This is a genomic window from Neorhizobium sp. NPDC001467, assembly GCF_050275975.1.
Classification (GTDB): domain Bacteria; phylum Pseudomonadota; class Alphaproteobacteria; order Rhizobiales; family Rhizobiaceae; genus Neorhizobium.
On sequence record NZ_JBNNPS010000016.1, the window covers coordinates 1 to 19,587 of the forward strand.

Below are 19,587 nucleotides of genomic sequence, written 5' to 3' on the forward strand. Positions count from 1 at the left end.
CGCCCTCGTCAGTGACCGGGTTATAGGCGAACACCCTTTTCCAAGTCAACACCCCTTTTCAAAAATCTGTCACTTTTCTCAAAGGCAAACGCGACACCCTTGTGCGGCAGGGGTTTGGGCATGAAATTTTCGAAGAAAGAGCGTTTCACCAAACGCAACCACATATCACCTCACGCGAAACCGGGGCGCACAAACACGCCCCGGCAGCAGAACGACACTCATCGGCTCCCTTATTTCTGCCAGCTCTTCACCAGCTCGTCGTAATTGACGGTGATCGGCTTTTCCTTCTCGTTCTCGATCTTCAGCTGCGGCGCAAGATTGCCCTTCGAGACGGCATCCTTGTTCCAGTATTCGAGATCGTGTTCCTCAGCGAGTTTTGGCCCCATCTCGCCCTGGACGCCTGCACGCTCCAGACGTTGCAGCACCTTCTCCTGTTCGGCGCAAAGCGAATCCATTGCCTCTTGCGCCGTCTTGGCGCCCGATGACGCATCACCGATCGCCTGCCACCACAACTGCGCCAGTTTTGGATAGTCAGGAATATTGGTGCCGGTCGGCGACCACTGCACGCGCGCCGGCGAGCGGTAGAACTCGATGAGACCGCCAAGGTTTGGCGCACGCTCGGTAAAACTCTTGTGGTTGATCGAGCTGTCACGGATCAGCGTCAGACCGACATGGCTCTTTTTGACATCCACCGTCTTCGACACCACGAACTGCGCATAAAGCCACGCGGCCTTGGCGCGATCGTCCGGCGTCGACTTGAGCAAGGTCCAGGACCCGACGTCCTGATAACCGAGTTTCATGCCTTCCTTCCAATAGACGCCGTGCGGGCTCGGCGCGAAACGCCATTTCGGCGTGCCATCGTCGTTGACCACTGGCAGGCCCTTTTTCACGAAGTCGGCGGTGAAGGCCGTATAGGTGAACATCTGCTGGGCAACTTCGCCCTGTCCCGGCACAGGGCCGGATTCGGAAAAGGTCATGCCATTAGCGGCGGCTGGCGCATAGGCCTTCATCCAGTCGAGATATTTCTGGATGGAATAAACGGCAGCCGGGCCATTGGTATCACCGCCGCGGGCGACGCAGGAACCGACCGGCTGTGATTTCTCGTTGACCTTGATGCCCCATTCATCGACCGGCAGACCGTTCGGCAGGCCCTTGTCGCCGTTGCCGGCCATGGAAAGCCAGGCATCGGTAAAGCGCCAGCCGAGCGACGGGTCCTTTTTGCCATAGTCCATATGGCCATAGACTTTTTTACCGTTCACTTCGCGGCCGGTGAAGAACTCGGCAATATCCTCGTAAGCCGACCAGTTGACCGGCACGCCGAGGTCGTAGCCATATTTGGCCTTGAAATCGGCCTTGTTCTTTTCGTCGTTGAACCAGTCGTAACGGAACCAGTAGAGGTTGGCGAACTGCTGGTCGGGCAGCTGGTAGAGATCGCCATCCGGGGCGGTGGTGAATTTCAGGCCGATGAAATCATCGAGATCGAGGCCTGGATTGGTGACATCCTTGCCCTCGTTCGCCATCCACTTGGTCAGCGAGCGAGCCTGCTGGTAACGCCAATGGGTGCCGATCAGGTCACTATCGTTGACATAGGCGTCATAGACGTTTTCGCCCGACTGCATCTGCGTCTGCAGCTTTTCGACGACGTCGCCTTCGCCGATCAGGTCATGGGTGAGCTTGATGCCGGTGATTTCGGAGAAGGCCTTGGCCAGAACCTTGGATTCGTATTCATGCGTGGTGATGGTTTCCGATACCACCTTGATGTCCATGCCGGCAAAGGGCTTTGCCGCATCGATGAACCACTGCATTTCCTTTTCCTGCTCGGCGCGGGAAAGCGACGACTGGTCGCCGATTTCCGCATCGAGAAACTTTTTCGCCGCGTCCATATCGGCGAATGCCGAGCCGGTCATGGCCAGCAGCATGGCTGCCGTCGTTGTCATAAGATGCCGTCGCATATCAAAGTCCTCCCGGTTGATGCGATGCAGTCACGAACGTCTGGCGGCTGGACCTCCTCCCGCCGCCGGATTTTGAAAGAGCCTCAGACGAAGCGGAATACGCCGATCGCGTAGACCACCGACAGTGCCAAAGCCCACCACAGGCTGGGGCCGCCAAGACCCAGCCATGCGAGATGAATGAAGGCGGCGCCAAGCAGCGAAACGAACAGGCGGTCGCCCCGCGTCGTCTCGAACCGCAGGATGCCGACCCGCGGGCCACCGCCCGGCGAGAAAAATTCCCACACACCCATCGCCGCGATCAGCAGAAAAATGGTGAAGAAGAACAGCGCCGTTGGCAGCGTCCAGGCCATCCATGAGAAGTTCATGACGTCTCTCCGTTCTCACACACGGCCAAGGGCAAAACCCTTGGCAATGTAGTTGCGGACAAAATAGATGACGAGCGCGCCCGGAATGATGGTGAGCACACCGGCGGCCGCGAGCACGCCCCAGTCCATGCCGGAGGCGGAGACCGTGCGCGTCATGGTCGCGGCAATCGGCTTGGCATCCGTCGTCGTCAGCGTGCGGGCGATCAGCAGCTCGACCCATGAGAACATGAAGCAGAAGAAGGCAGCAACGCCGATGCCCGATGCGATCAGCGGCATGAAGATTTTCACGAAAAACCGCGGGAAGGAATAACCGTCGATATAGGCGGTTTCATCGATCTCCTTCGCTACGCCGGACATGAAACCCTCGAGAATCCACACTGCCAGCGGCACGTTGAATAGGCAATGGGCGATGGCAACCGCGATATGGGTGTCGATCAGGCCGAAGGCGGAATAGAGCTGGAAAAAAGGCAGAGCGAAAACCGCTGGCGGCGCCATACGGTTGGTGAGTAGCCAGAAAAACAGGTGCTTGTCGCCCAAGAAACGGTATCGCGAAAAAGCGTAGGCTGCCGGCAGTGCCACCAGAACCGAGATGACGGTGTTCATCACCACATAGGTGATCGAGTTGATATAACCGTTATACCAGGCCGGATCGGTGAAGATGACCGCATAGTTTCGAAGCGTCGGGTTCTGCGGAAAGAGCGTCAGCTGTCCCAAAATCTCGCTATTGGTCTTGAAGCTCATGTTGACCAGCCAGTAGATCGGCAGGGCAAGGAAGATGATGTAAATCGTCGGGATCAGGAAACCGTAACGGGCGCCGCTGCTATTATTGGTCAGATTGCTGTTCATGGCCGGATCCCCTTCACGTCTGCTCGGCATCGCTCTGGGTCATGACAGTGTAGAACACCCATGACAGCAGAAGGATGATCAGGAAGTAGATGATCGACATGGCCGCGGCCGGCCCGAGGTCGAACTGGCCGATCGCCATTTTTACCAGATCGATGGACAGGAAGGTGGTGGAGTTGCCGGGGCCACCGCCGGTGACGACAAAAGGTTCGGTATAGATCATGAAACTGTCCATGAAGCGCAGGAGCACCGCGATCAGCAACACGCGCTTCATTTTCGGCAGCTGGATATGGCGGAAGACCGACCAGCGCGAGGCGCCATCGATGCGGGCGGCCTGATAATAGGCATCGGGAATGGAGACGAGGCCAGCGTAGCACAATAGCACGACGAGACTCGTCCAGTGCCAGACATCCATGACAATGACGGTCGCCCAGGCATGGGCCGTATTCTGAGTATAATTGTAGGAAATGCCGAGCGCATTGAGGACATAGCCAAGCAGGCCGATATCGACGCGGCCGAAGACCTGCCAGATCGTGCCGACCACGTTCCAAGGAATGAGCAGTGGCAAGGCCATCAGCACGAGGCAGACCGGCACGCCGAAACCATCTTTGGGCATGTTGAGCGCGATCAGGATGCCGAGCGGCACTTCGATGGCGAGGATGACGGCGGAGAAGATCAGGTTGCGCCAGAGCGCATCCCAGAAACGCGGCGAGGTGAGGATTTCGACGAACCAGTCGGTGCCGGCCCAGAAGAACTGATTGTTTCCGAACGTGTCCTGAACCGAATAATTCACCACCGTCATCAGCGGAATGACGGCTGAAAAGGCGACCAGAACCAGAACCGGCAGGACCAGAAACCAGGCCTTGTTGTTCCACGTCTTTTCCATGGGTTTAGCCCTCCTGCCCCAAAGTCTGTTTATCGACGCGCCAGCTATCGGCAAAAATGCCGATGGCCTGTTTTTCGAAAGTGACCTTGGCGTCGGTAGGGATTTCGTCGTCTTCCGGCACCACGATGGAGATCGGCTGGCCGCAGAAACTGGCACGCACGATTTTCTGGCGGCCGATGTCCTCGACCTTGTTGACCGTCACCGGCATGCCTTGGCGCCCGAGCTTTACGAATTCCGGGCGGATGCCGAGTTCGATCCTGCCCTCACTCTTTAACAGTGGCGCGTTCGCGAGCGCGATCATCTGGTCGCCGACACGGGCCGTTACTCCCTCCACCGAGGCCGGCATGAAATTCATGCCCGGCGAGCCGATGAAATAACCCACGAATGTGTGGCTTGGCCGTTCGAACAATTCCGCTGGTGTGCCGATCTGCACGATCTGGCCGTCGTGCATCACCACCACCTTGTCGGCAAAAGTCAAAGCCTCGGTCTGATCGTGGGTGACATAGACCATGGTAAAACGCGATTGCCGGTGCAGCCGCTTGAGCTGCGAACGCAACACCCATTTCATGTGCGGGTCGATGACCGTCAGCGGTTCGTCGAACAGAATGGCGTTGACGTTTGCGCGCACCAGTCCACGGCCGAGCGAAATCTTCTGTTTCTGGTCGGCGGTCAGCCGCTGTGCACGGCGATTGGCCATGCCGGCGAGATCGGTCATTTCGAGGATTTCGTTGACGCGTTTTTCGACTTCGGATTCCGGCACCTTTCTGTTGCGCAAGGGGAAGGCGAGATTATCGAACACCGTCATCGTGTCGTAGACGACCGGAAACTGAAAGACCTGCGCGATATTGCGCTCCTCAGTCGAAAGCTCCGTTACATCCTTTCCGTCGAACAGGATACGGCCATCCGATGGCGTGAGCAGGCCGGAAATGATGTTGAGCAACGTGGTCTTGCCGCAGCCGGAAGGGCCGAGCAGCGCATAGGCCCCGCCATCCTCCCATTCGTGATGCACTTCCTTCAGCGCATAGTCTCCGGCGGCCTTCGCGCGCGGGCTATAGGCGTGGCGAATATGTTCGAGCGAGATGCGAGCCATATCGTCCCCTCCCTCACGCCGCGACGGCCGGCGGGGCGACAAGCGCCTTGCCGGTCGATTGGTGGAATGCCATCAGATGGCGGCTGTCGAGATGCACCTCGATCTCTCGGTCCTGCTCGATATCGTGGATGCCGTGCGCCAGCATCACCCAGCGATGACCGGCAAAATCGAGATGGATGAAACTTTCCGAACCGGCGATTTCCGAAACCAGCGTGCGCGCCTTCAACGGCGTGGTGTGGCCATTGGCGGGATGGAGAAACAGGTGGTGCGGCTGGAAGGCCAGCACGACCGGGCCTTGCGCCACTGAAGCAAGCTGCGGCGGCACCGACATGACCGGTTCTCCATTCAGGACAAAACTGTTGCTCGTGCGGACAAGCGAAATCGTGTTGAGCGGCGGATCGGCGAAGGTTTTTGCGGTAACGAGATCGGCAGGCTGACGGTACACGTCCACCGTCCTGCCGAACTGCGTCACGGCTCCCTCGTGCAGGGTCGCGGTATAACCGCCGAGCAGCAGCGCTTCCGACGGTTCGGTCGTGGCGTAGACGAAGATTGCACCGGAGGCAGCGAAGAGTTTTGGCAGTTCCTCGCGCAGTTCCTCGCGCAGCTTGTAATCGAGATTGGCAAGCGGCTCGTCGAGCAACACGAGATTGGCGTTCTTGACGATGGCGCGCGCCAAGGCGGTGCGCTGCTGCTGACCGCCGGACAGATTGAGCGGCGTGCGATCCAGATAAGGCGTCAGCTTCAGAAGCTCGGCCGCCTTCTTCACCTCGCGGTCGATCGTGGCTGTATCCTTGCCGGCAATGCGCATCGGCGAGGCGATGTTTTCATAAACTGTCAGAGCCGGGTAATTGATGAACTGCTGGTAGACCATCGCGACATTGCGCTTCTGCACCGGCACATTGGTCACATCGGCACCGTCGAAAAACACAGAGCCTTCGGTCGGCTTGTCGAGACCGGCCATGAGCCGCATCAGCGACGTCTTGCCGGCAAGCGTCGGCCCGAGCAGGACATTCAGCGTGCCCCGCTTTAATGTCAGGTCGGTCGGGCGGATATGATAATCCCCCGCCACCGTCTTCGACACGTTGCGCAATTCCAGCATACGAACCTAGGGCCTCCCAACCCTCGGATACAAGCGGCAATATCGACGGCCTCAAGCGGCCCGGCGAACTCCCGCCATGTAGTCCTCCAGTTCCGCGGCCTCCTCCGCCGTCAGAAACAATCCCTGCTTGGTGCGGCGCCACAGAACATCTTCTGCCGTGACCGCCCATTCGGTTTCGATAAGCCAGCGGACTTCCGCCTCATAAAGCGTGCCGCCGAAATGCCGGCCAAGCCCCTCGAGGGTCTTGGCGTCGGCAAGCATCACCCTTGCATCGGTACCGTAACACTTGATCAGCCTGTTGGCATGCCGTTTGGAGAGAAACGGATAGGCGGACAGCAGCTTTCGCTCTTCCCCTGCCGCACCCGTTACGGCAAAGTCACCGCCGGGCAGCCTGCTTCCTGCCGTCCACGGCGCGCCCTTGTTGCCGATCGCCTCACCGATCTTTTCCAGCGCATGTTCCGAAAGCCGGCGGTAGGTGGTCAACTTCCCGCCGAACACATTGAGAAGCGGCGCTCCATCGGCATCGACTTTCAGCACGTAATCGCGCGTCGCTTCCTGCGCTTTGGAAGCACCATCGTCATAGAGCGGGCGCACGGCCGAATAGGTCCAGACGATATCTTCCGGCTTTACCGGCTCGGCGAAATAGTCGCTGGCGGCATTGCAGAGATAACCGATTTCCTCCTCGCTGACGCGAACATCCTTCGGATCGGCGGAATAATCGCGATCCGTCGTCCCGATCAGGGTAAAGTCATTTTCGTAAGGGATGGCGAAAAAGATGCGGTTGTCCGGGTTCTGGAAGAAATAGGCGCGCGTATCGTCGAACTTCTTCTTCACGATAATATGGCTGCCTTGGACGAGACGGACATTGTGGACATTGTTGCGTCCGATCGTGCCCGACAGAACCTGATCGACCCAGGGTCCGCCGGCATTGACCAACATGCGTGCCCGGTAATGCGTGGTCACGCCCGCTTGCTCGTCGCGCACTTCGATCTGCCACAGACCGGCTTCGCGTCGGGCGGACAGGACTTTCGCGCGGCTCATGATCTTCGCGCCACGATTGGCAGCGTCGCGGGCGTTGAGCACAACCATGCGGGCATCATCCACCCAGCCGTCCGAATATTCGAAGGCCTTGCCGAACACCGGCTTCAGCGGGCGGCCGGCGGGATCGCTCCTCAGGTTCAGCGTCCTTGTCGCCGGCAGCAGCTTGCGACCGCCTAGATGATCATAAAGGAAAAGCCCGAGCCGGATCAGCCAGGCTGGCCGCACGCCGCCCTTCTGGTAGGGCAATACGAAACGCAGCGGCCAGATGACATGCGGCGCCATGGCCCACAGCACTTCGCGCTCCATCAGGGCCTCGCGCACCAGCCGAAACTCATAATGCTCAAGATAACGCAGGCCGCCGTGAATGAGCTTTGTCGCGCCCGAAGAGGTACCGGAGGCGAAATCCTTCATCTCTGCCAGGGCGACGGAATAGCCACGGCCCGCCGCGTCGCGTGCGATGCCACAGCCGTTTATCCCGCCGCCAATCACAAAGAGATCGAAAACCCTGTCGCTCGACATCGCCCACCGAACCTGCCCACCGTCGCATCGCCGCATATGCCGACAGAGCGCACCTCCTCAACTGTAAAGCGAAAGCAAAACGAATGTCAAATGACGATTATCGATCGCACCAACCGTCAACCGGTTTCCACCAGGCGGATATCGCCTTCCTGGCACATGCGGCGGATTTCCGGTGAGGGACAGCGGTCGGTAATGAATGTATGAACCTGCGATACATGCCCGATGCGGACCGGCGCGGTCCGTTCGAATTTCGACGCATCGGTGACGAGGATGACATGGCGGGCATTGGCGATGATCGCCTGCGCCACCTTGACTTCGCGGAAATCGAAATCGAGAAGAGCCCCATCCGCGTCGATGGCGGATACGCCGATGACCGCGTAATCGACCTTGAACTGGCGGATGAAATCTACCGCCGCTTCTCCGACTATGCCCCCATCCGAGCCACGCACGACGCCGCCGGCAATGATGACCTCTATTGCCGAGAAGACCCTTAAGCGGTTGGCAACGTTGAGATTGTTGGTGATCACCATCAGTTCGTGATGATCAACCAGCGCCTCCCCGACAGCTTCGGTTGTCGTGCCGATATTGATGAAGAGGGAGGAGTTGTCCGGAATGATGTCGGCGGCGGCCTTGCCGATGGCCTGCTTCTGCGTGGCAGCCATCAAACGGCGCGCGTCGTATTTGACATTCTCGTTTCCGCTGGGAAAGACGGCGCCGCCGTGAATGCGGTTCAAGGCCTTCTCGTCGCACAGATCGTTGAGATCCTTGCGAATGGTCTGCGGCGTTACCTGGAAAAGCGCCGCCAGTTCATCGACCAGCACCCTGCCCTTTGCCCTGGCGATCGCCAATATCTCTTCCTGTCGGGACGATAGATGCATTCCCCACCCTTTCGCTATTTTCATTCTAGGAGAAAACGAAACCACGGCAATAGATTTCGTGTGGTCGCTCTCAGAACACCTACCATGTCGAGGCGCGTCACACCGGCGGCAGGTCCGACAACCGTTCCGCGCCAGGTCACCCAGGAATCTTTTGCAGAATGGCCATTGACACGCACGGGAATCAGGCGCAATGCTCCGCCCATGATCACGAACGTATCCACCGCCCGCTCGTATTTTTGGTCCTACCTGTAACAGGCGGCCAGACAGATCATATTGTCACAAAAGCCGCCGTCAGGCGGCTTTTTGATGAAAACAGCGTCCTGACGGCAAATCTCCTACACAAAGCCAGGACCGACACCATGCCAACCCTTACAAATGTCCTACCCGATCCGCTGAAATCGCCGCAGGCCATGCCGACCGGCCAGATTGCCCTTGCCGACACGCCGCCGGCGCGACCATCCGTCATTGCCATTCGGGCTGCGCGTCGCGCCGACCTGCCGCAACTCGGCGAAATGATTGCCGCACTTGCCACCCAACACAATGACGCCTCGGCCATCACGCCGGACATTCTCGAACGCGACCTTTTCGGCTCCGTGCCATGGATCACGGCACTCGTGGCAGATGGCGGCGAGAACCTTATCGGCTACGCCATTCTCGTGCCGCTATACCGCGCCCAGGAAGGCAAACGGGGCATGGACCTGCACCATCTCTTCGTGCGCGAGGGCCATCGCGGCCATGGCATCGGCCATCATTTGGTGACCCGCGCCCGCGATCTCGCTCGCCACGCCGGCTGCGATTATCTTTCCGTGGGCGCAGCCACCGGCAATTTCGCCGCCCACCGCTTTTACGAGCATATGGATTTCAAGCCTCGGCCGGTGACGGGCATGCGTTATACGCAGGCGCTGGTCTGACGAGAGAGCACGCGGCAATCCATCCTGGCGGATTGCCGCGAAGCGCAGAGGCGTTCCAGGTCCCTAGCGTCTCATCCGTCGACTGGTCAGAACGTGACAGTGCTTCGCCTGCTGATTGTTCTCATCGAGACCAATCCTGCCGAGCGTGCGCCGGATATCGCGGCTATTGAGATGGAGGCTGCGGCCGGCCGGGATCGACTGACGCAGGATTTTTCGACACGCGCGACAATGTGGAAGTCAACCGCATGGCGTTCATAGAAGGACAGGCAATCTACTTTTTGCGGATTGCTGCCGATCAAGACACGAAAGGCGCGACGATGCACGAGGCAGGCCGCGCCAAGGTGTCAAGCGCTACGTGCCCGGCACGGCTTGCAGATAGGCGGCGATCGCTTCCAGATCGCTGCGCGGCAGATGGGACAAATTCTTCTGGACCTCCACCATCGACCCACCGACGCTGTCGAAATTGGGCGTGAACCCGGTTTCGAGATAGGTTGCGATCTCATCCGTGCTCCATGTGCTGATGCCTTCCGAGGTGGAATTGATGCCCGGGATGCGACCGTCGCCTTCCGGGTTCGGCCCGCCGGCAAGCCAGTCGCCGGCCTTGAAGCCGCCGAGGGCATCGCGCGGCGTGTGGCATTCGCCGCAATGGCCAGGCCCTTCAACGAGATACTGGCCGCGCTTCACCTGATCGGAAGCATCGACAAGCGTCACACGCGGCGCATCGTTGAAATACAGCCATTTCCACCCGCCGATGGCGAGACGGATGTTGAACGGAAATGGCAGCTCGTGGGCAGGTGCGACATTGCCACTTTTCGGCAAGGTCTTCAGGTAGCCGAACAGATCGTTGACGTCAGTACGGGATAAACGCGCATAGGAACCGTAGGGAAAGGACGGATAGAGATGTTCGCCATTCGGCCCGACACCGCGCGTCATGGCATTGCCAAACTGTGCGAGCGTCCAACTGCCGATCCCCGCCTGCGGGTCGGGCGAGATATTGGGAATATGGAATGTGCCGAAATCGCTTGGCAGGGCGCGCCCGCCGGACATGATTTTCAACGCATCCCCTTCTGCGCCGGCGGCGGCATGACATCCGGCGCAGCCGCCAGCCCAAAACACCTGTTCGCCATGCGCGAGATCCGGACTGCCGAGATCGGCCCAGTGGCCTTCCGGCTGCGGGTCTGGCACGGTCAAAATATATGCGCCGCCCGCAACCACCGCCGCAAGGACGAGCGCTGCGCTCACGATTTTCGCGATGGTCGATGCCATGGCCTTCTCCGGGGCAAGATGTGGCGGCAGCCCGGCAAATACAAATGCGGGCTGCCGCGCGCGATCAACGCTTCAGGCGATAGGTCTGGTGACATTGGCCGCATTCGGCGCCGAGGGTCTTCATGGCGGTGGCCACGGCCGCGACATCCGTGGGCGCGGACGCTAGAACGGCATCGGCATCGGCGGAGAGTTTCAGCGCCTTGGCGCGGAAATCCGATGGATTTTCCCAGATCTTGGGCGAGGCCTCCGTATCGTGACCGCTTTCGCTGCCGACCGGGAACTGGTCCGGGAAAGCCTTGGCGGCGTTACTGATCGTGGTCAGCGCCGTCTTCACCGCCTCGGCATCGAACGGCTTCTGTTCCTTGGCCATGGCCGCGAGCGTGCCCATGGCACCGCCGATCGCCTTCATGCCGGCTTGGCGCTCGACCTGCGGTTCGGCCGCAAGGGCCGCGCTGAAGCCAAGACAGAGCGCGATGGAGGCAGGGGCAAGAGTTTTGATACGCATGTGAAATCTCCCGGTTTGTCGGCCGTCATCGCAGCCGAAGATCTGCTTACGGAGAATGACAAGGCGATGCGACGGAAAGAAGTCACGTTTTTGTCAGAGGATGCAGGAAATGCCGCCTCCCCCCGGACACGCATCGTTCGAGTTGCGGATCCGCTATTGCCGCAGGCGGCTCACGCCCCGAAAACGCCTTCCCGCAGGGTCAGCAGCGAGACAGCCAACAGCATCGATCCGGCGACGCGACCGGTCCAGATGGTTGCTGCCGGGTTCCCGACCAGCGCCGCACGTGCCCGGCCTGCCGCCACTGCAAGCCCACCATAGACCAGGAGTTGGGTCGCCGCCGTCATTGCTGCCATGACGGCTGCCTGCGGCACCAGCGGACCGAAATCCGGCCTCAGGAACTGCGGATAGACAGCAAGCATGAAAAGATAGGCTTTCGGGTTCATCAGGCAGGTCACGGCACCGCGACGGAACGCCTGCCAATGCGAGCGGCTGTCGGCAGGCCCGACGTGATCGACGGTGATGGCGCTGCGGATCAGCACAATGCCGATCCATGCCATGTAGAGCGCACCGGCAACCAGCAGCGGCCGGAAGAGGACCGGCATCAAGGCTGTCAGGAGGCCGACGCCGAGCGCACCGTAAAGAGAGTGAACGAGCCCGCCGAGCATGATGCCGGCGGTTGCAGCCATGCCGGCGGTACGACCGCGACCGAGCGCGTTGGCGAGGACGAAGATCATGTCCATGCCCGGCACGATGATGATGCCGAACAGAAGCGTGAAGAACAGCCAGAGATTTTCGGTATAGGTCATGGAATGGGTCTCCCTGTCGCGGCGAACGTTTGCCGACGGAAATCTTGCATTCCCGGCCGGGTTGACCCTCTATACAACCATGCTCCTGACAGCGTTCTGTCAGGAGCATGGTCGGGGGGACGGAAAATGCGCAAGGCTTCGCGGCTGTTCGAGATCATCCAGATCCTGCGTCTGGCCCGCGGACCGGTAACTGCAGCGTCCATTGGTGGTCAGCTAGAGGTAACCGTGCGCTCGATCTATCGGGATATCGCCGCCTTGCAGGCCATGCGCGTGCCGATCGAGGGCGGGCGCGGCATCGGCTATATCCTTCGGCCCGGATTCACCCTTCCGCCGCTGATGCTGTCGGTCGAGGAAACAGAGGCGATCGTAGTGGCGTTGGCGCTTCTGGAGCGGACCGGCGACAGCGGCCTGAAACAGGCGGCCAAGCAGGTCAGGCGCAAGATTTCGGCCGTGGTGCCCTCGCCACTTGCCGGCACGTTTTCCAGCGACGCGCTGCATGCCTGGGGCAGCGCTATCCCGGCCCCCGATGGGATCGACCTTGGCCTGCTGCGCAAAGCCATTCGCGACGAGCAGAAACTGGCTCTGACCTATCAGGACGAACAGGGGCATCGAAGCGAGCGGACGGTCCGGCCGATCGCCCTGATCTATTATTCGCAAACCGCCAACATCGTCGCATGGTGCGAATTGCGCGCCGCGATCCGCAATTTTCGCTGCGACCGCATCGCGGCATGCCTCCCGCTTGATGCCTTCTTCGTCGGCGAGGGGGAGCGCCTGCGAAGGCTTTGGGTCGAGGGCTGGCAGCCCCGATCATCCTGACGGTCCGGTAGGCATGGAGCGATCGGGATCGAATGCGTCACGGCGATGTCCCGCTTCACCCGAAGGCAAACCGTCAGAGCTGCAGGCTGCGGCTGTCTTCGCGGCCGTAGCCGAGGATCTCGATGCGATCCTCATAGATTTCGACAATCGCAAACGCGTTCTCGTCGCGCGTATCCACCATGCCCTTGAAATTCACGAACCAGGTTTTCCCCAGTTGACCGAGATTACCCCGGTGCTGATGACCGTTCAGATACGCAATGACATTGCTGTAGGACGCAATGAGGGCAGCCACTTCGGCACTGTCCCACAGATTGTGGTCGCCATCGGGATAAAGCGGGTAATGGCCCATCACTACCACCTTTTCGCCGTCCCAGGAGGCGCGATCGAGCACGTCGCGTATCCATTCAAACTGGGTGGCGCTGATGCCGGCATTCCAGTCCTTCGCGTTGACGGCGCCCTTGGCTTCAAGGCCAGCGAGACGGCGCCGGACATGGGCGTGGCGGTCCGCGTTGCCGACCGTTGCAAACACGCTTTCCTCGCAGCCGTCGATGATGACGAAGCGGATGCCGTTGCGCGCGAAATGATGATAGGGCGCCGGCATGCCGAGGACAGCATGAATATGCGGCAGGTGTTCGTTGGCAACGAGGAAGTCATGATTGCCGGGCAGGAACAGACACTCATGGCGGCTTGCGGCAAACAGCGGCAGGATCTTTTCGAAATTCTCGAAGCCCCGATCGATCAGATCGCCGAGCGTTACTACGAAGGCAAGATCCTCATGCTCGAGCCGGGCAAGCGCGGCTGCCACCTTGTCGAGGCTTGCAGAATAGTGACGGTCGCTGGCGGCATTGAACGGCAAGGGAGCGTATTGCGGATCGGCAAGAACGCCAAAGCGAATGAGCGGTATCAGGCGGGACATGCGCGGGACATAGGAGCCGAGCATTACAAGCGTGTGACGGCCGCCGCGCTGTCACCTCCCAAAATGACAAAACCCGGTGCCTTTCGGCACCGGGTCTAGTCAGATCGGAAAAACCCTTGAAATTACTTTGTCGCAGCTTCGTAGCGCTCCAGCACGTAGTCCCAGTTGATCAGGCTGTCGACGAAAGCCTCCAGATATTTCGGGCGGGCGTTACGATAGTCGATATAGTAGGAATGTTCCCACACATCGACGCCCAGGATCGGCTCTGCGCCGTGAACCAGCGGGTTTTCGCCGTTCGGGGTCTTGGAGATTTCAAGCTTGCCGTCCTTGACGGACAGCCACGCCCAGCCGGAACCGAACTGCGTGGTGCCTGCAGCCACGAAATCCGACTTGAACTTGTCATAGCCGCCCAGATCCGAGGCGAAGGCGCTTTCCAGCTTGCCCGGCAGCTTGTTGCCGCCGCCGTCCTTCTTCATCCACTTCCAGAAATGAACGTGGTTGTAATGCTGGGCAGCATTGTTGAAGAGGCCGGCATTGGTGCCGTAGGACTTTTTCACAACCTCTTCCAGCGACAGATCCGCCATCCCGGCTTCAGCGGCAAGCTTGTTGCCGTTGTCGACATAGGCCTTGTGGTGCTTGTCGTGGTGATACTCGAGCGTTTCCTTGGACATGAATGGTTCGAGCGCCTGGTAATCGTAGGGAAGTTCGGGAAGTTCAAAAGCCATGATCTTACTCCTTGGGCCAATCAGCTCGGATAACGGTGAGCGCGAACATAGGAGGCTGGCGGCGCGGTGGCAACGTTTGGCAGCCAAAATTCGCGTGAATATCAACGATCCGCGAGGGCTCAAGGGCCAACCAGGGCTGCTGCGCGATCGGTCTCAACCTACCCACCACGAGCGCTGCATGCGATGTCCTGACAACATTCGGTCTGCAGCCAACCCCGGGGTAAGAGGCAGAGGCAAGAGGGCCGAATCAGGCCACGCTACCGATTTCTGGCCCTCGCCCGTTGATCGGCGTCATGATCCCCCAACTGGCAGGTCATACGCCAGTCGGCCTAACCGTGAGACGACCACAAAAAAGGATAATCAGTCAGCTTTGCGCAGGCTTGCGCGGTTACGACCACGGCAAACTATTTTTTAAGCAATCTATTCGGCTTGCCAAAGGTATTTTCGATGCAGAACCTCGTCCAGGAAAGCGCCCATAGACGGAGTGACACCCCCGGCGACCTGCTCGATGCCTTCCTTCGGGAGCTTCTGGCGCAGCAGTCGGAAGAGGTTCGCCCGGCCGTACCCCACGTCAGTGTTTGCCGGGTTTATGAGAAAGTACGTCAAGAGAGGACATCTGTCGCCAGGCCGGCCCCCGCCATTATGGCCCGCTGCACATCCATCCCCAACGATTGCGAAAACAATCTCAATCCGGTTGACCTTCCTGTCAGTGCAGAGGAACTGAGCGGCATACCGGGCTGCGACCTCCTCTCGCCGCTTCTCGACGCGCCGCCGCAAACCGTGACCGACGCCGGCTGCATTTATCGCGCAGCCGACCTTACCTTGTTCGAACGGCTGACCGGCTACCGGCTTTTGCAACAGGGTCGGGTCTGGCGATCCATCGATGGGGAAGGCAATCGCCCGCCGGCATCGGACCGATTGTTTACGGTTTTGGCCGAAGAAGCTTTCGGAATGGCCGACCGACGGCGCCGCGACCGGGGCCAACCCGATCTCGACCTTGCACCGGCAGACATCGCCACCGCGACCGGTTCGTTGCGCAGCATCGCCGCGCATCTTGATGCGCGTGTCCGCCGCGGATAGGCTGGAAATCGCGGTTCTGGCAGCGCTCGATCGGGATGGAGCTGCCTAGACTGTTCGCCGCGTGACGCAACAACGCGGCGCCCCCTCCCGCCGTCGCCAGTCGTTGCAGACCCGGCGGCGGGAACCTTTCCCCCCGCCGACGCTTGAATCCCCGCCGGAACGACCGGCCGGGAGATGGCGATGTTCGATTTCATGACCTCGGAATTCCTGATCTTTGTACTTATCGGCTTTTGCGCGCAGATCATCGATGGTGCGCTCGGCATGGCCTTTGGCGTATTGACGACAACAAGCCTGCTGGCCGTGGGCGTGCCACCCGCTGCGGCAAGCGCCATGACCCATGTGACGGAATGCTTCACGACCGCTGCCTCCGGCGCATCGCATCTTTATCACCGCAATATCGACTGGCGCCTCGTTCTGCGGCTGGCGCCGGCCGGAATGGTCGGCGGGGCGGTCGGCGCCTACCTCCTGTCGAATGTCGATGGCGAAGCGATCGAGCCGCTGGTGTCAGTCTATCTGATCTGCATCGGCTTTTTCGTTCTCTACAAGGCCTTCAGGCCCAAATGGGCCCGCGATGTCCATGACTGGATCATTCCCTATGTCGGCGGTACCGGCGGCCTGCTGGACGCCATGGGCGGAGGTGGCTGGGGCCCTATCGTTACAAGCACCCTGCTCGGCCGCGGTCACGAGCCGAAAAAGGTCATCGGATCCACCAACCTGACCGAATTCGCGGTCACCTTCGTCATTTCCCTGACCTTCATCCTCGCGCTGGGCTGGTCGGAACTGTCCTCGGCCACCGGTCTCATCCTCGGCGGCATTCTGGCTGCGCCGTTCGGCGCGCTGATCGTCCGGAAGATGCCAGTCAAGCCGTTGATGATCGCCGTTTCCATGATCATCATCGGCACGGCCGCTGTTCGCCTTGCGTAAGTCCGTATATTACGGTTATCTAAAATTTAGGTGATCCCCGTTAGACTTCCGGCACCCGGGAGATGGACAGACGGATGACCACGAGAAACGAGCGCGCGATCCAGATGATGAAGCTTGAAGCGATAAAGGCGGCGATGGACAATCTGCCGGTTGCCGTGGGAGTGGTCGATCTCGACGGCCGGCTCCTGTACGAAAACGCGGCCTTTCGCTCGCTGCACGATCTTGAAAGCAGCTGGGTTACGGGGGCGGAAACCTTCGGCGAACTGGCGGGTAGCAACAGGCTGTCGAACTGGAAAGAGGATCCTGTCGCCTATTTCGAGCGGTTGAAAACAACACTGATGGCGGTCGGGACATTCGAGACGCAGGTGGAGATTGGCGGCAAGATCATCGCCGTGCACGATATCCTGCTGGATGGCCAGTACATTCTCTCCACGCAGCAGGACATTACGGCGCGGATCACCGCCGAAAAGCGCGTTTCCTATCTCGCCCATCACGATCCCCTGACGGACCTTCCCAACCGCACCCATTTTTCGGGACGCCTTGCGAGCTTTATCGAGGAAAGCCGGGTGACACGCAGGCGCTTTGCGGTGATGAGTTTCGACGTCGACCGATTTAAGGACATCAACGATCTGTTCGGTCACAATGCCGGCGACGTGGTGCTGACGGAACTGGCACGTCGGCTGAAACGTCTGCTCGGCGAGCAGGATCTGGCCGCCCGGTTGGGCGGCGACGAGTTCACCGTTTTGAGCGTGGGCGAAAGCCAGCCGGAAGCCGTGACGCGTCTTGCCGAAAATCTGACCCAGGCGATGGAACAGGAGATCGATGTCGAAGGCCGCTCCCTGCGCGTCGGTCTCAGCATCGGCATCGCCATGTTTCCTCAGGATGGAAACGACGCGGCGAGCCTGCTTGCCAATGCCGATGCCGCCCTTTACCGTGCAAAGGCTGAAGGGCGCGGTCGCTTCTGCGCGTTCAATGCCGGCATGGATCGGCGCATGCACGACCGGCGCGTTCTGCAGCAGGATCTGCGCCATGCCATCGCGCGGCAGGAACTGGCGCTGCATTACCAGCCGCAGGCTTCCGTCTCGGGAGAAATTTTCGGCTTCGAAGCGCTGCTGCGCTGGCACCATCCGACGCGCGGTCTGATTGCGCCAGACCATTTCGTACCGCTGGCGGAGGAAACGGGCCTGATCGTCGAAATCGGCCGCTGGGTTCTGCGCGAGGCGTGCCGAGAAGCCGCCAGCTGGCCGAACCGCCTGAAGATCGCCATCAATGTCTCGCCCATCCAGTTTCGCCAGGAAAATCTCGTCGGCGATGTCCACGCGATCCTGTTGCAGACCGGTCTTTCTCCCGAGCGGCTGGAACTGGAAGTGACCGAAGGTGTGCTGGTGCAGGATTTTGCCCGGGCGCTGCAGATCCTGCGCGGGCTGAAGGCCCTCGGCATTCAGATTGCCATGGACGACTTCGGCACCGGCTATTCGTCCCTCTCTTACCTCCAGGCCTTTCCCTTCGACACGATCAAGATCGACAGGTCGTTTACCGCCAAGCTCAATGCCGATGCAAGCGCCGGCGAAATCGTGCGCGCTGTCATCGGCCTTGGTCGGGGCCTGAATATCCCGATCGTCGCGGAAGGTGTCGAGACCGAAGAGCAACGCGTTTTTCTGGAAGAAGCCCAGTGCCAGAACATTCAGGGCCATCTCATCGGCAAGGCGGAACCGATCTCCGAATATTCCGGCCTGACGGGAGCCGAGACAAAATCCGCGGCAGAGCTGTCGGACCAGCTGCAGGCGACGATCACCCATCTTCACCGGCGCTGATCCGTTTCTCGATCTGCCGTGGTCCTGAGCGACGCTCGTCTAAAAGCGTCACGCTCCATGCCTCGCTGGTACAATCACCGAGGCGGCGACGTCCGAAGACGCCGCCAGCCTTTCATGCGGAAGGATCAGGCCGCGGCGCGGCGTGTGCTATTGGCCCAGTCCATGTAGAGTTCCAGGGCCTTCGCGGCGACCGGACCCGGCTGCAATTCGCGCTCCTCGAACCGGTTGACCGGCCCGATTTTCGAATAGTTGCCGGAAGTAAAGATCTCGTCGGCAGTGGCAACATCTTCCACTGTCACGGTCGCTTCCCGCACATCGTAGCCTTCCTGCCGCAACAGGCCGATGATGCGCGACCGGGTGATGCCGGCAAGGAACGTGCCGTTGGCAATTGGCGTGAAGACGACACCGTCCTTGACGATGAAGATGTTGGAAGAGGCGGTTTCGGCAACATTGCCGTTCATGTCGCGCGCAAGGGCATTGTCGAAACCGCGGTTGCGCGCTTCGATGATCATGCGACCGCTATTGGGATAAAGACTGCCGGCTTTGGCAGCGGTCATGGCGACTTCCGGGCTCGGGCGTCGAAACGGCGAGACCGTCAGCGACGACGGTCGGGCCGTGTGCATGGGAGCCTCGAACAGGCAAAGGGCGAACCGTGTGGACTCCGCGTCAGGCGCAACGACGCTGTAGGAAGTTCCATGCTCGGTCCAGTACATCGGCTTGATATAGATGGCGGTCTTGCCATCGAATTTGGTGACGCCTTCGAGCGCCAGCGCCTCGATCTCTTCCGGCGTCTTGGTTGGCTTCATGCCCATGTTGACGGCCGAACGGTTGATGCGCTGGCAATGCAGATCAAGGTCAGGCGAAATGCCGTCGAACCAGCGCGCACCATCGAACACCGTCGAGCCGAGCCACATGGCGTGAGACGTGGGGCCGATCAGCTTCGGGTTGCCGGAAAGCCACTCGCCGTCCACGAAGGTCCAGGTTGTGCTTTTGGGGGAAGTATCGACAGACATGGCATGCTCCTTGAAGTTTGGTGCCCGGAGTGAATGCGCGCCTTGGCAGACAGGTCAAGGCCAATTTTCACGCTCGACGGCGGCGCCGCGCAGAAAATACGGCGCCGGTGCGATATCCGCCGCACCCATCTTTTTCAT

Annotated in this window: 19 protein-coding genes; 5 read left to right on the forward strand and 14 right to left on the reverse strand. The window is 60.1% G+C overall.

Going from position 1 to position 19,587, the window contains the following annotated elements; genetic code table 11:
• Window positions 1-230: 230 nt before the first annotated feature.
• From ACQKKX_RS20205 to ACQKKX_RS20240, 8 genes are all read right to left on the reverse strand, one after another.
• Window positions 231-1,952, reverse strand: a complete 1,722-nt coding sequence (locus tag ACQKKX_RS20205) for an ABC transporter substrate-binding protein (RefSeq protein ID WP_427573353.1) — start codon at window positions 1,950-1,952, stop codon at window positions 231-233.
• Window positions 1,953-2,035: 83 nt separating this feature from the next.
• Window positions 2,036-2,317, reverse strand: coding sequence for a DUF2160 domain-containing protein (locus ACQKKX_RS20210; protein ID WP_427573356.1), 282 nt, complete (start codon window positions 2,315-2,317; stop codon window positions 2,036-2,038).
• 15 nt (window positions 2,318-2,332) lie between these two features.
• The gene (locus tag ACQKKX_RS20215) at window positions 2,333-3,163 is read right to left on the reverse strand and encodes a carbohydrate ABC transporter permease (protein WP_427573358.1); all 831 of its coding nucleotides are present in this window, start codon (window positions 3,161-3,163) and stop codon (window positions 2,333-2,335) included.
• A 13-nt stretch (window positions 3,164-3,176) separates the two neighbouring features.
• A complete protein-coding gene (locus ACQKKX_RS20220) occupies window positions 3,177-4,046 on the reverse strand; it encodes a carbohydrate ABC transporter permease (RefSeq protein WP_427573361.1) in 870 nt (289 codons plus the stop codon).
• Window positions 4,047-4,050: 4 nt separating this feature from the next.
• The gene (locus ACQKKX_RS20225; protein WP_427573364.1) at window positions 4,051-5,136 is read right to left on the reverse strand and encodes an ABC transporter ATP-binding protein; all 1,086 of its coding nucleotides are present in this window, start codon (window positions 5,134-5,136) and stop codon (window positions 4,051-4,053) included.
• A 13-nt stretch (window positions 5,137-5,149) separates the two neighbouring features.
• Window positions 5,150-6,235: an ABC transporter ATP-binding protein gene (locus ACQKKX_RS20230; RefSeq protein ID WP_427573366.1), complete on the reverse strand. Its 1,086-nt coding sequence runs from the start codon at window positions 6,233-6,235 to the stop codon at window positions 5,150-5,152.
• A 51-nt stretch (window positions 6,236-6,286) separates the two neighbouring features.
• Window positions 6,287-7,795, reverse strand: coding sequence for a glycerol-3-phosphate dehydrogenase (glpD, locus tag ACQKKX_RS20235; RefSeq protein WP_427573368.1), 1,509 nt, complete (start codon window positions 7,793-7,795; stop codon window positions 6,287-6,289).
• Between the two features lie 116 nt (window positions 7,796-7,911).
• Window positions 7,912-8,673, reverse strand: coding sequence for a DeoR/GlpR family DNA-binding transcription regulator (locus tag ACQKKX_RS20240; protein WP_427573371.1), 762 nt, complete (start codon window positions 8,671-8,673; stop codon window positions 7,912-7,914).
• Between the two features lie 410 nt (window positions 8,674-9,083).
• Between ACQKKX_RS20240 and ACQKKX_RS20245 the strand changes: the two genes are divergently transcribed.
• On the forward strand, window positions 9,084-9,584 hold the full coding sequence (locus tag ACQKKX_RS20245; RefSeq protein ID WP_427573455.1) for an N-acetyltransferase family protein: 501 nt from the start codon (window positions 9,084-9,086) through the stop codon (window positions 9,582-9,584).
• A gap of 351 nt (window positions 9,585-9,935) precedes the next feature.
• Here the strand turns inward: ACQKKX_RS20245 and ACQKKX_RS20250 are convergent, their stop codons facing one another.
• From ACQKKX_RS20250 to ACQKKX_RS20260, 3 genes are all read right to left on the reverse strand, one after another.
• Window positions 9,936-10,850, reverse strand: coding sequence for a c-type cytochrome (locus ACQKKX_RS20250; protein WP_427573373.1), 915 nt, complete (start codon window positions 10,848-10,850; stop codon window positions 9,936-9,938).
• Window positions 10,851-10,914: 64 nt separating this feature from the next.
• On the reverse strand, window positions 10,915-11,355 hold the full coding sequence (locus ACQKKX_RS20255) for a c-type cytochrome (RefSeq protein WP_427573376.1): 441 nt from the start codon (window positions 11,353-11,355) through the stop codon (window positions 10,915-10,917).
• A 170-nt stretch (window positions 11,356-11,525) separates the two neighbouring features.
• Window positions 11,526-12,161, reverse strand: coding sequence for a LysE family translocator (locus ACQKKX_RS20260; RefSeq protein ID WP_427573379.1), 636 nt, complete (start codon window positions 12,159-12,161; stop codon window positions 11,526-11,528).
• 126 nt (window positions 12,162-12,287) lie between these two features.
• On the opposite strand from ACQKKX_RS20260, the gene ACQKKX_RS20265 reads away from it, so the two are divergent.
• Window positions 12,288-12,977, forward strand: coding sequence for a helix-turn-helix transcriptional regulator (locus ACQKKX_RS20265; RefSeq protein WP_427573382.1), 690 nt, complete (start codon window positions 12,288-12,290; stop codon window positions 12,975-12,977).
• A gap of 73 nt (window positions 12,978-13,050) precedes the next feature.
• Here ACQKKX_RS20265 and ACQKKX_RS20270 read toward each other — a convergent pair whose 3' ends face one another.
• Both ACQKKX_RS20270 and ACQKKX_RS20275 read right to left on the reverse strand, forming a co-directional pair.
• A complete protein-coding gene (locus ACQKKX_RS20270) occupies window positions 13,051-13,893 on the reverse strand; it encodes a metallophosphoesterase (protein WP_427573385.1) in 843 nt (280 codons plus the stop codon).
• Between the two features lie 122 nt (window positions 13,894-14,015).
• Complete coding sequence (locus ACQKKX_RS20275) at window positions 14,016-14,618, reverse strand: superoxide dismutase (protein WP_427573387.1); 603 nt, start codon at window positions 14,616-14,618, stop codon at window positions 14,016-14,018.
• 447 nt (window positions 14,619-15,065) lie between these two features.
• Between ACQKKX_RS20275 and ACQKKX_RS20280 the strand changes: the two genes are divergently transcribed.
• The 3 genes from ACQKKX_RS20280 to ACQKKX_RS20290 all read left to right on the forward strand — a co-directional run bounded on the left by ACQKKX_RS20280 (window position 15,066) and on the right by ACQKKX_RS20290 (window position 18,436).
• A complete protein-coding gene (locus ACQKKX_RS20280) occupies window positions 15,066-15,698 on the forward strand; it encodes a hypothetical protein (RefSeq protein WP_427573389.1) in 633 nt (210 codons plus the stop codon).
• A 192-nt stretch (window positions 15,699-15,890) separates the two neighbouring features.
• Window positions 15,891-16,622, forward strand: a complete 732-nt coding sequence (locus ACQKKX_RS20285; RefSeq protein WP_427573458.1) for a sulfite exporter TauE/SafE family protein — start codon at window positions 15,891-15,893, stop codon at window positions 16,620-16,622.
• A gap of 74 nt (window positions 16,623-16,696) precedes the next feature.
• Window positions 16,697-18,436 carry a putative bifunctional diguanylate cyclase/phosphodiesterase gene (locus ACQKKX_RS20290; RefSeq protein ID WP_427573391.1) on the forward strand — a complete coding sequence of 580 codons (1,740 nt, stop codon included), beginning with the start codon at window positions 16,697-16,699 and terminating at the stop codon, window positions 18,434-18,436.
• 125 nt (window positions 18,437-18,561) lie between these two features.
• Here the strand turns inward: ACQKKX_RS20290 and ACQKKX_RS20295 are convergent, their stop codons facing one another.
• On the reverse strand, window positions 18,562-19,449 hold the full coding sequence (locus ACQKKX_RS20295) for a branched-chain amino acid aminotransferase (RefSeq protein WP_427573394.1): 888 nt from the start codon (window positions 19,447-19,449) through the stop codon (window positions 18,562-18,564).
• Window positions 19,450-19,587: the final 138 nt, after the last annotated feature.

What these genes read in the sequence shown, in the direction of transcription:
- ACQKKX_RS20255 (WP_427573376.1), bottom strand. Translation starts at nt 11,355, where the DNA reads ATGCGTATCAAAACTCTTGCCCCTGCCTCCATCGCGCTCTGTCTTGGC.
- ACQKKX_RS20215 (WP_427573358.1), bottom strand. Translation starts at nt 3,163, where the DNA reads ATGAACAGCAATCTGACCAATAATAGCAGCGGCGCCCGTTACGGTTTC.
- ACQKKX_RS20295 (WP_427573394.1), bottom strand. Translation starts at nt 19,449, where the DNA reads ATGTCTGTCGATACTTCCCCCAAAAGCACAACCTGGACCTTCGTGGAC.
- ACQKKX_RS20205 (WP_427573353.1), bottom strand. Translation starts at nt 1,952, where the DNA reads ATGCGACGGCATCTTATGACAACGACGGCAGCCATGCTGCTGGCCATG.
- ACQKKX_RS20230 (WP_427573366.1), bottom strand. Translation starts at nt 6,235, where the DNA reads ATGCTGGAATTGCGCAACGTGTCGAAGACGGTGGCGGGGGATTATCAT.
- ACQKKX_RS20285 (WP_427573458.1), top strand. Translation starts at nt 15,891, where the DNA reads ATGACCTCGGAATTCCTGATCTTTGTACTTATCGGCTTTTGCGCGCAG.
- ACQKKX_RS20280 (WP_427573389.1), top strand. Translation starts at nt 15,066, where the DNA reads ATGCAGAACCTCGTCCAGGAAAGCGCCCATAGACGGAGTGACACCCCC.
- ACQKKX_RS20260 (WP_427573379.1), bottom strand. Translation starts at nt 12,161, where the DNA reads ATGACCTATACCGAAAATCTCTGGCTGTTCTTCACGCTTCTGTTCGGC.
- ACQKKX_RS20270 (WP_427573385.1), bottom strand. Translation starts at nt 13,893, where the DNA reads ATGTCCCGCCTGATACCGCTCATTCGCTTTGGCGTTCTTGCCGATCCG.
- ACQKKX_RS20275 (WP_427573387.1), bottom strand. Translation starts at nt 14,618, where the DNA reads ATGGCTTTTGAACTTCCCGAACTTCCCTACGATTACCAGGCGCTCGAA.
- ACQKKX_RS20240 (WP_427573371.1), bottom strand. Translation starts at nt 8,673, where the DNA reads ATGCATCTATCGTCCCGACAGGAAGAGATATTGGCGATCGCCAGGGCA.
- ACQKKX_RS20290 (WP_427573391.1), top strand. Translation starts at nt 16,697, where the DNA reads ATGACCACGAGAAACGAGCGCGCGATCCAGATGATGAAGCTTGAAGCG.
- ACQKKX_RS20265 (WP_427573382.1), top strand. Translation starts at nt 12,288, where the DNA reads ATGCGCAAGGCTTCGCGGCTGTTCGAGATCATCCAGATCCTGCGTCTG.
- ACQKKX_RS20210 (WP_427573356.1), bottom strand. Translation starts at nt 2,317, where the DNA reads ATGAACTTCTCATGGATGGCCTGGACGCTGCCAACGGCGCTGTTCTTC.
- ACQKKX_RS20250 (WP_427573373.1), bottom strand. Translation starts at nt 10,850, where the DNA reads ATGGCATCGACCATCGCGAAAATCGTGAGCGCAGCGCTCGTCCTTGCG.
- glpD (WP_427573368.1), bottom strand. Translation starts at nt 7,795, where the DNA reads ATGTCGAGCGACAGGGTTTTCGATCTCTTTGTGATTGGCGGCGGGATA.
- ACQKKX_RS20245 (WP_427573455.1), top strand. Translation starts at nt 9,084, where the DNA reads ATGCCGACCGGCCAGATTGCCCTTGCCGACACGCCGCCGGCGCGACCA.
- ACQKKX_RS20220 (WP_427573361.1), bottom strand. Translation starts at nt 4,046, where the DNA reads ATGGAAAAGACGTGGAACAACAAGGCCTGGTTTCTGGTCCTGCCGGTT.
- ACQKKX_RS20225 (WP_427573364.1), bottom strand. Translation starts at nt 5,136, where the DNA reads ATGGCTCGCATCTCGCTCGAACATATTCGCCACGCCTATAGCCCGCGC.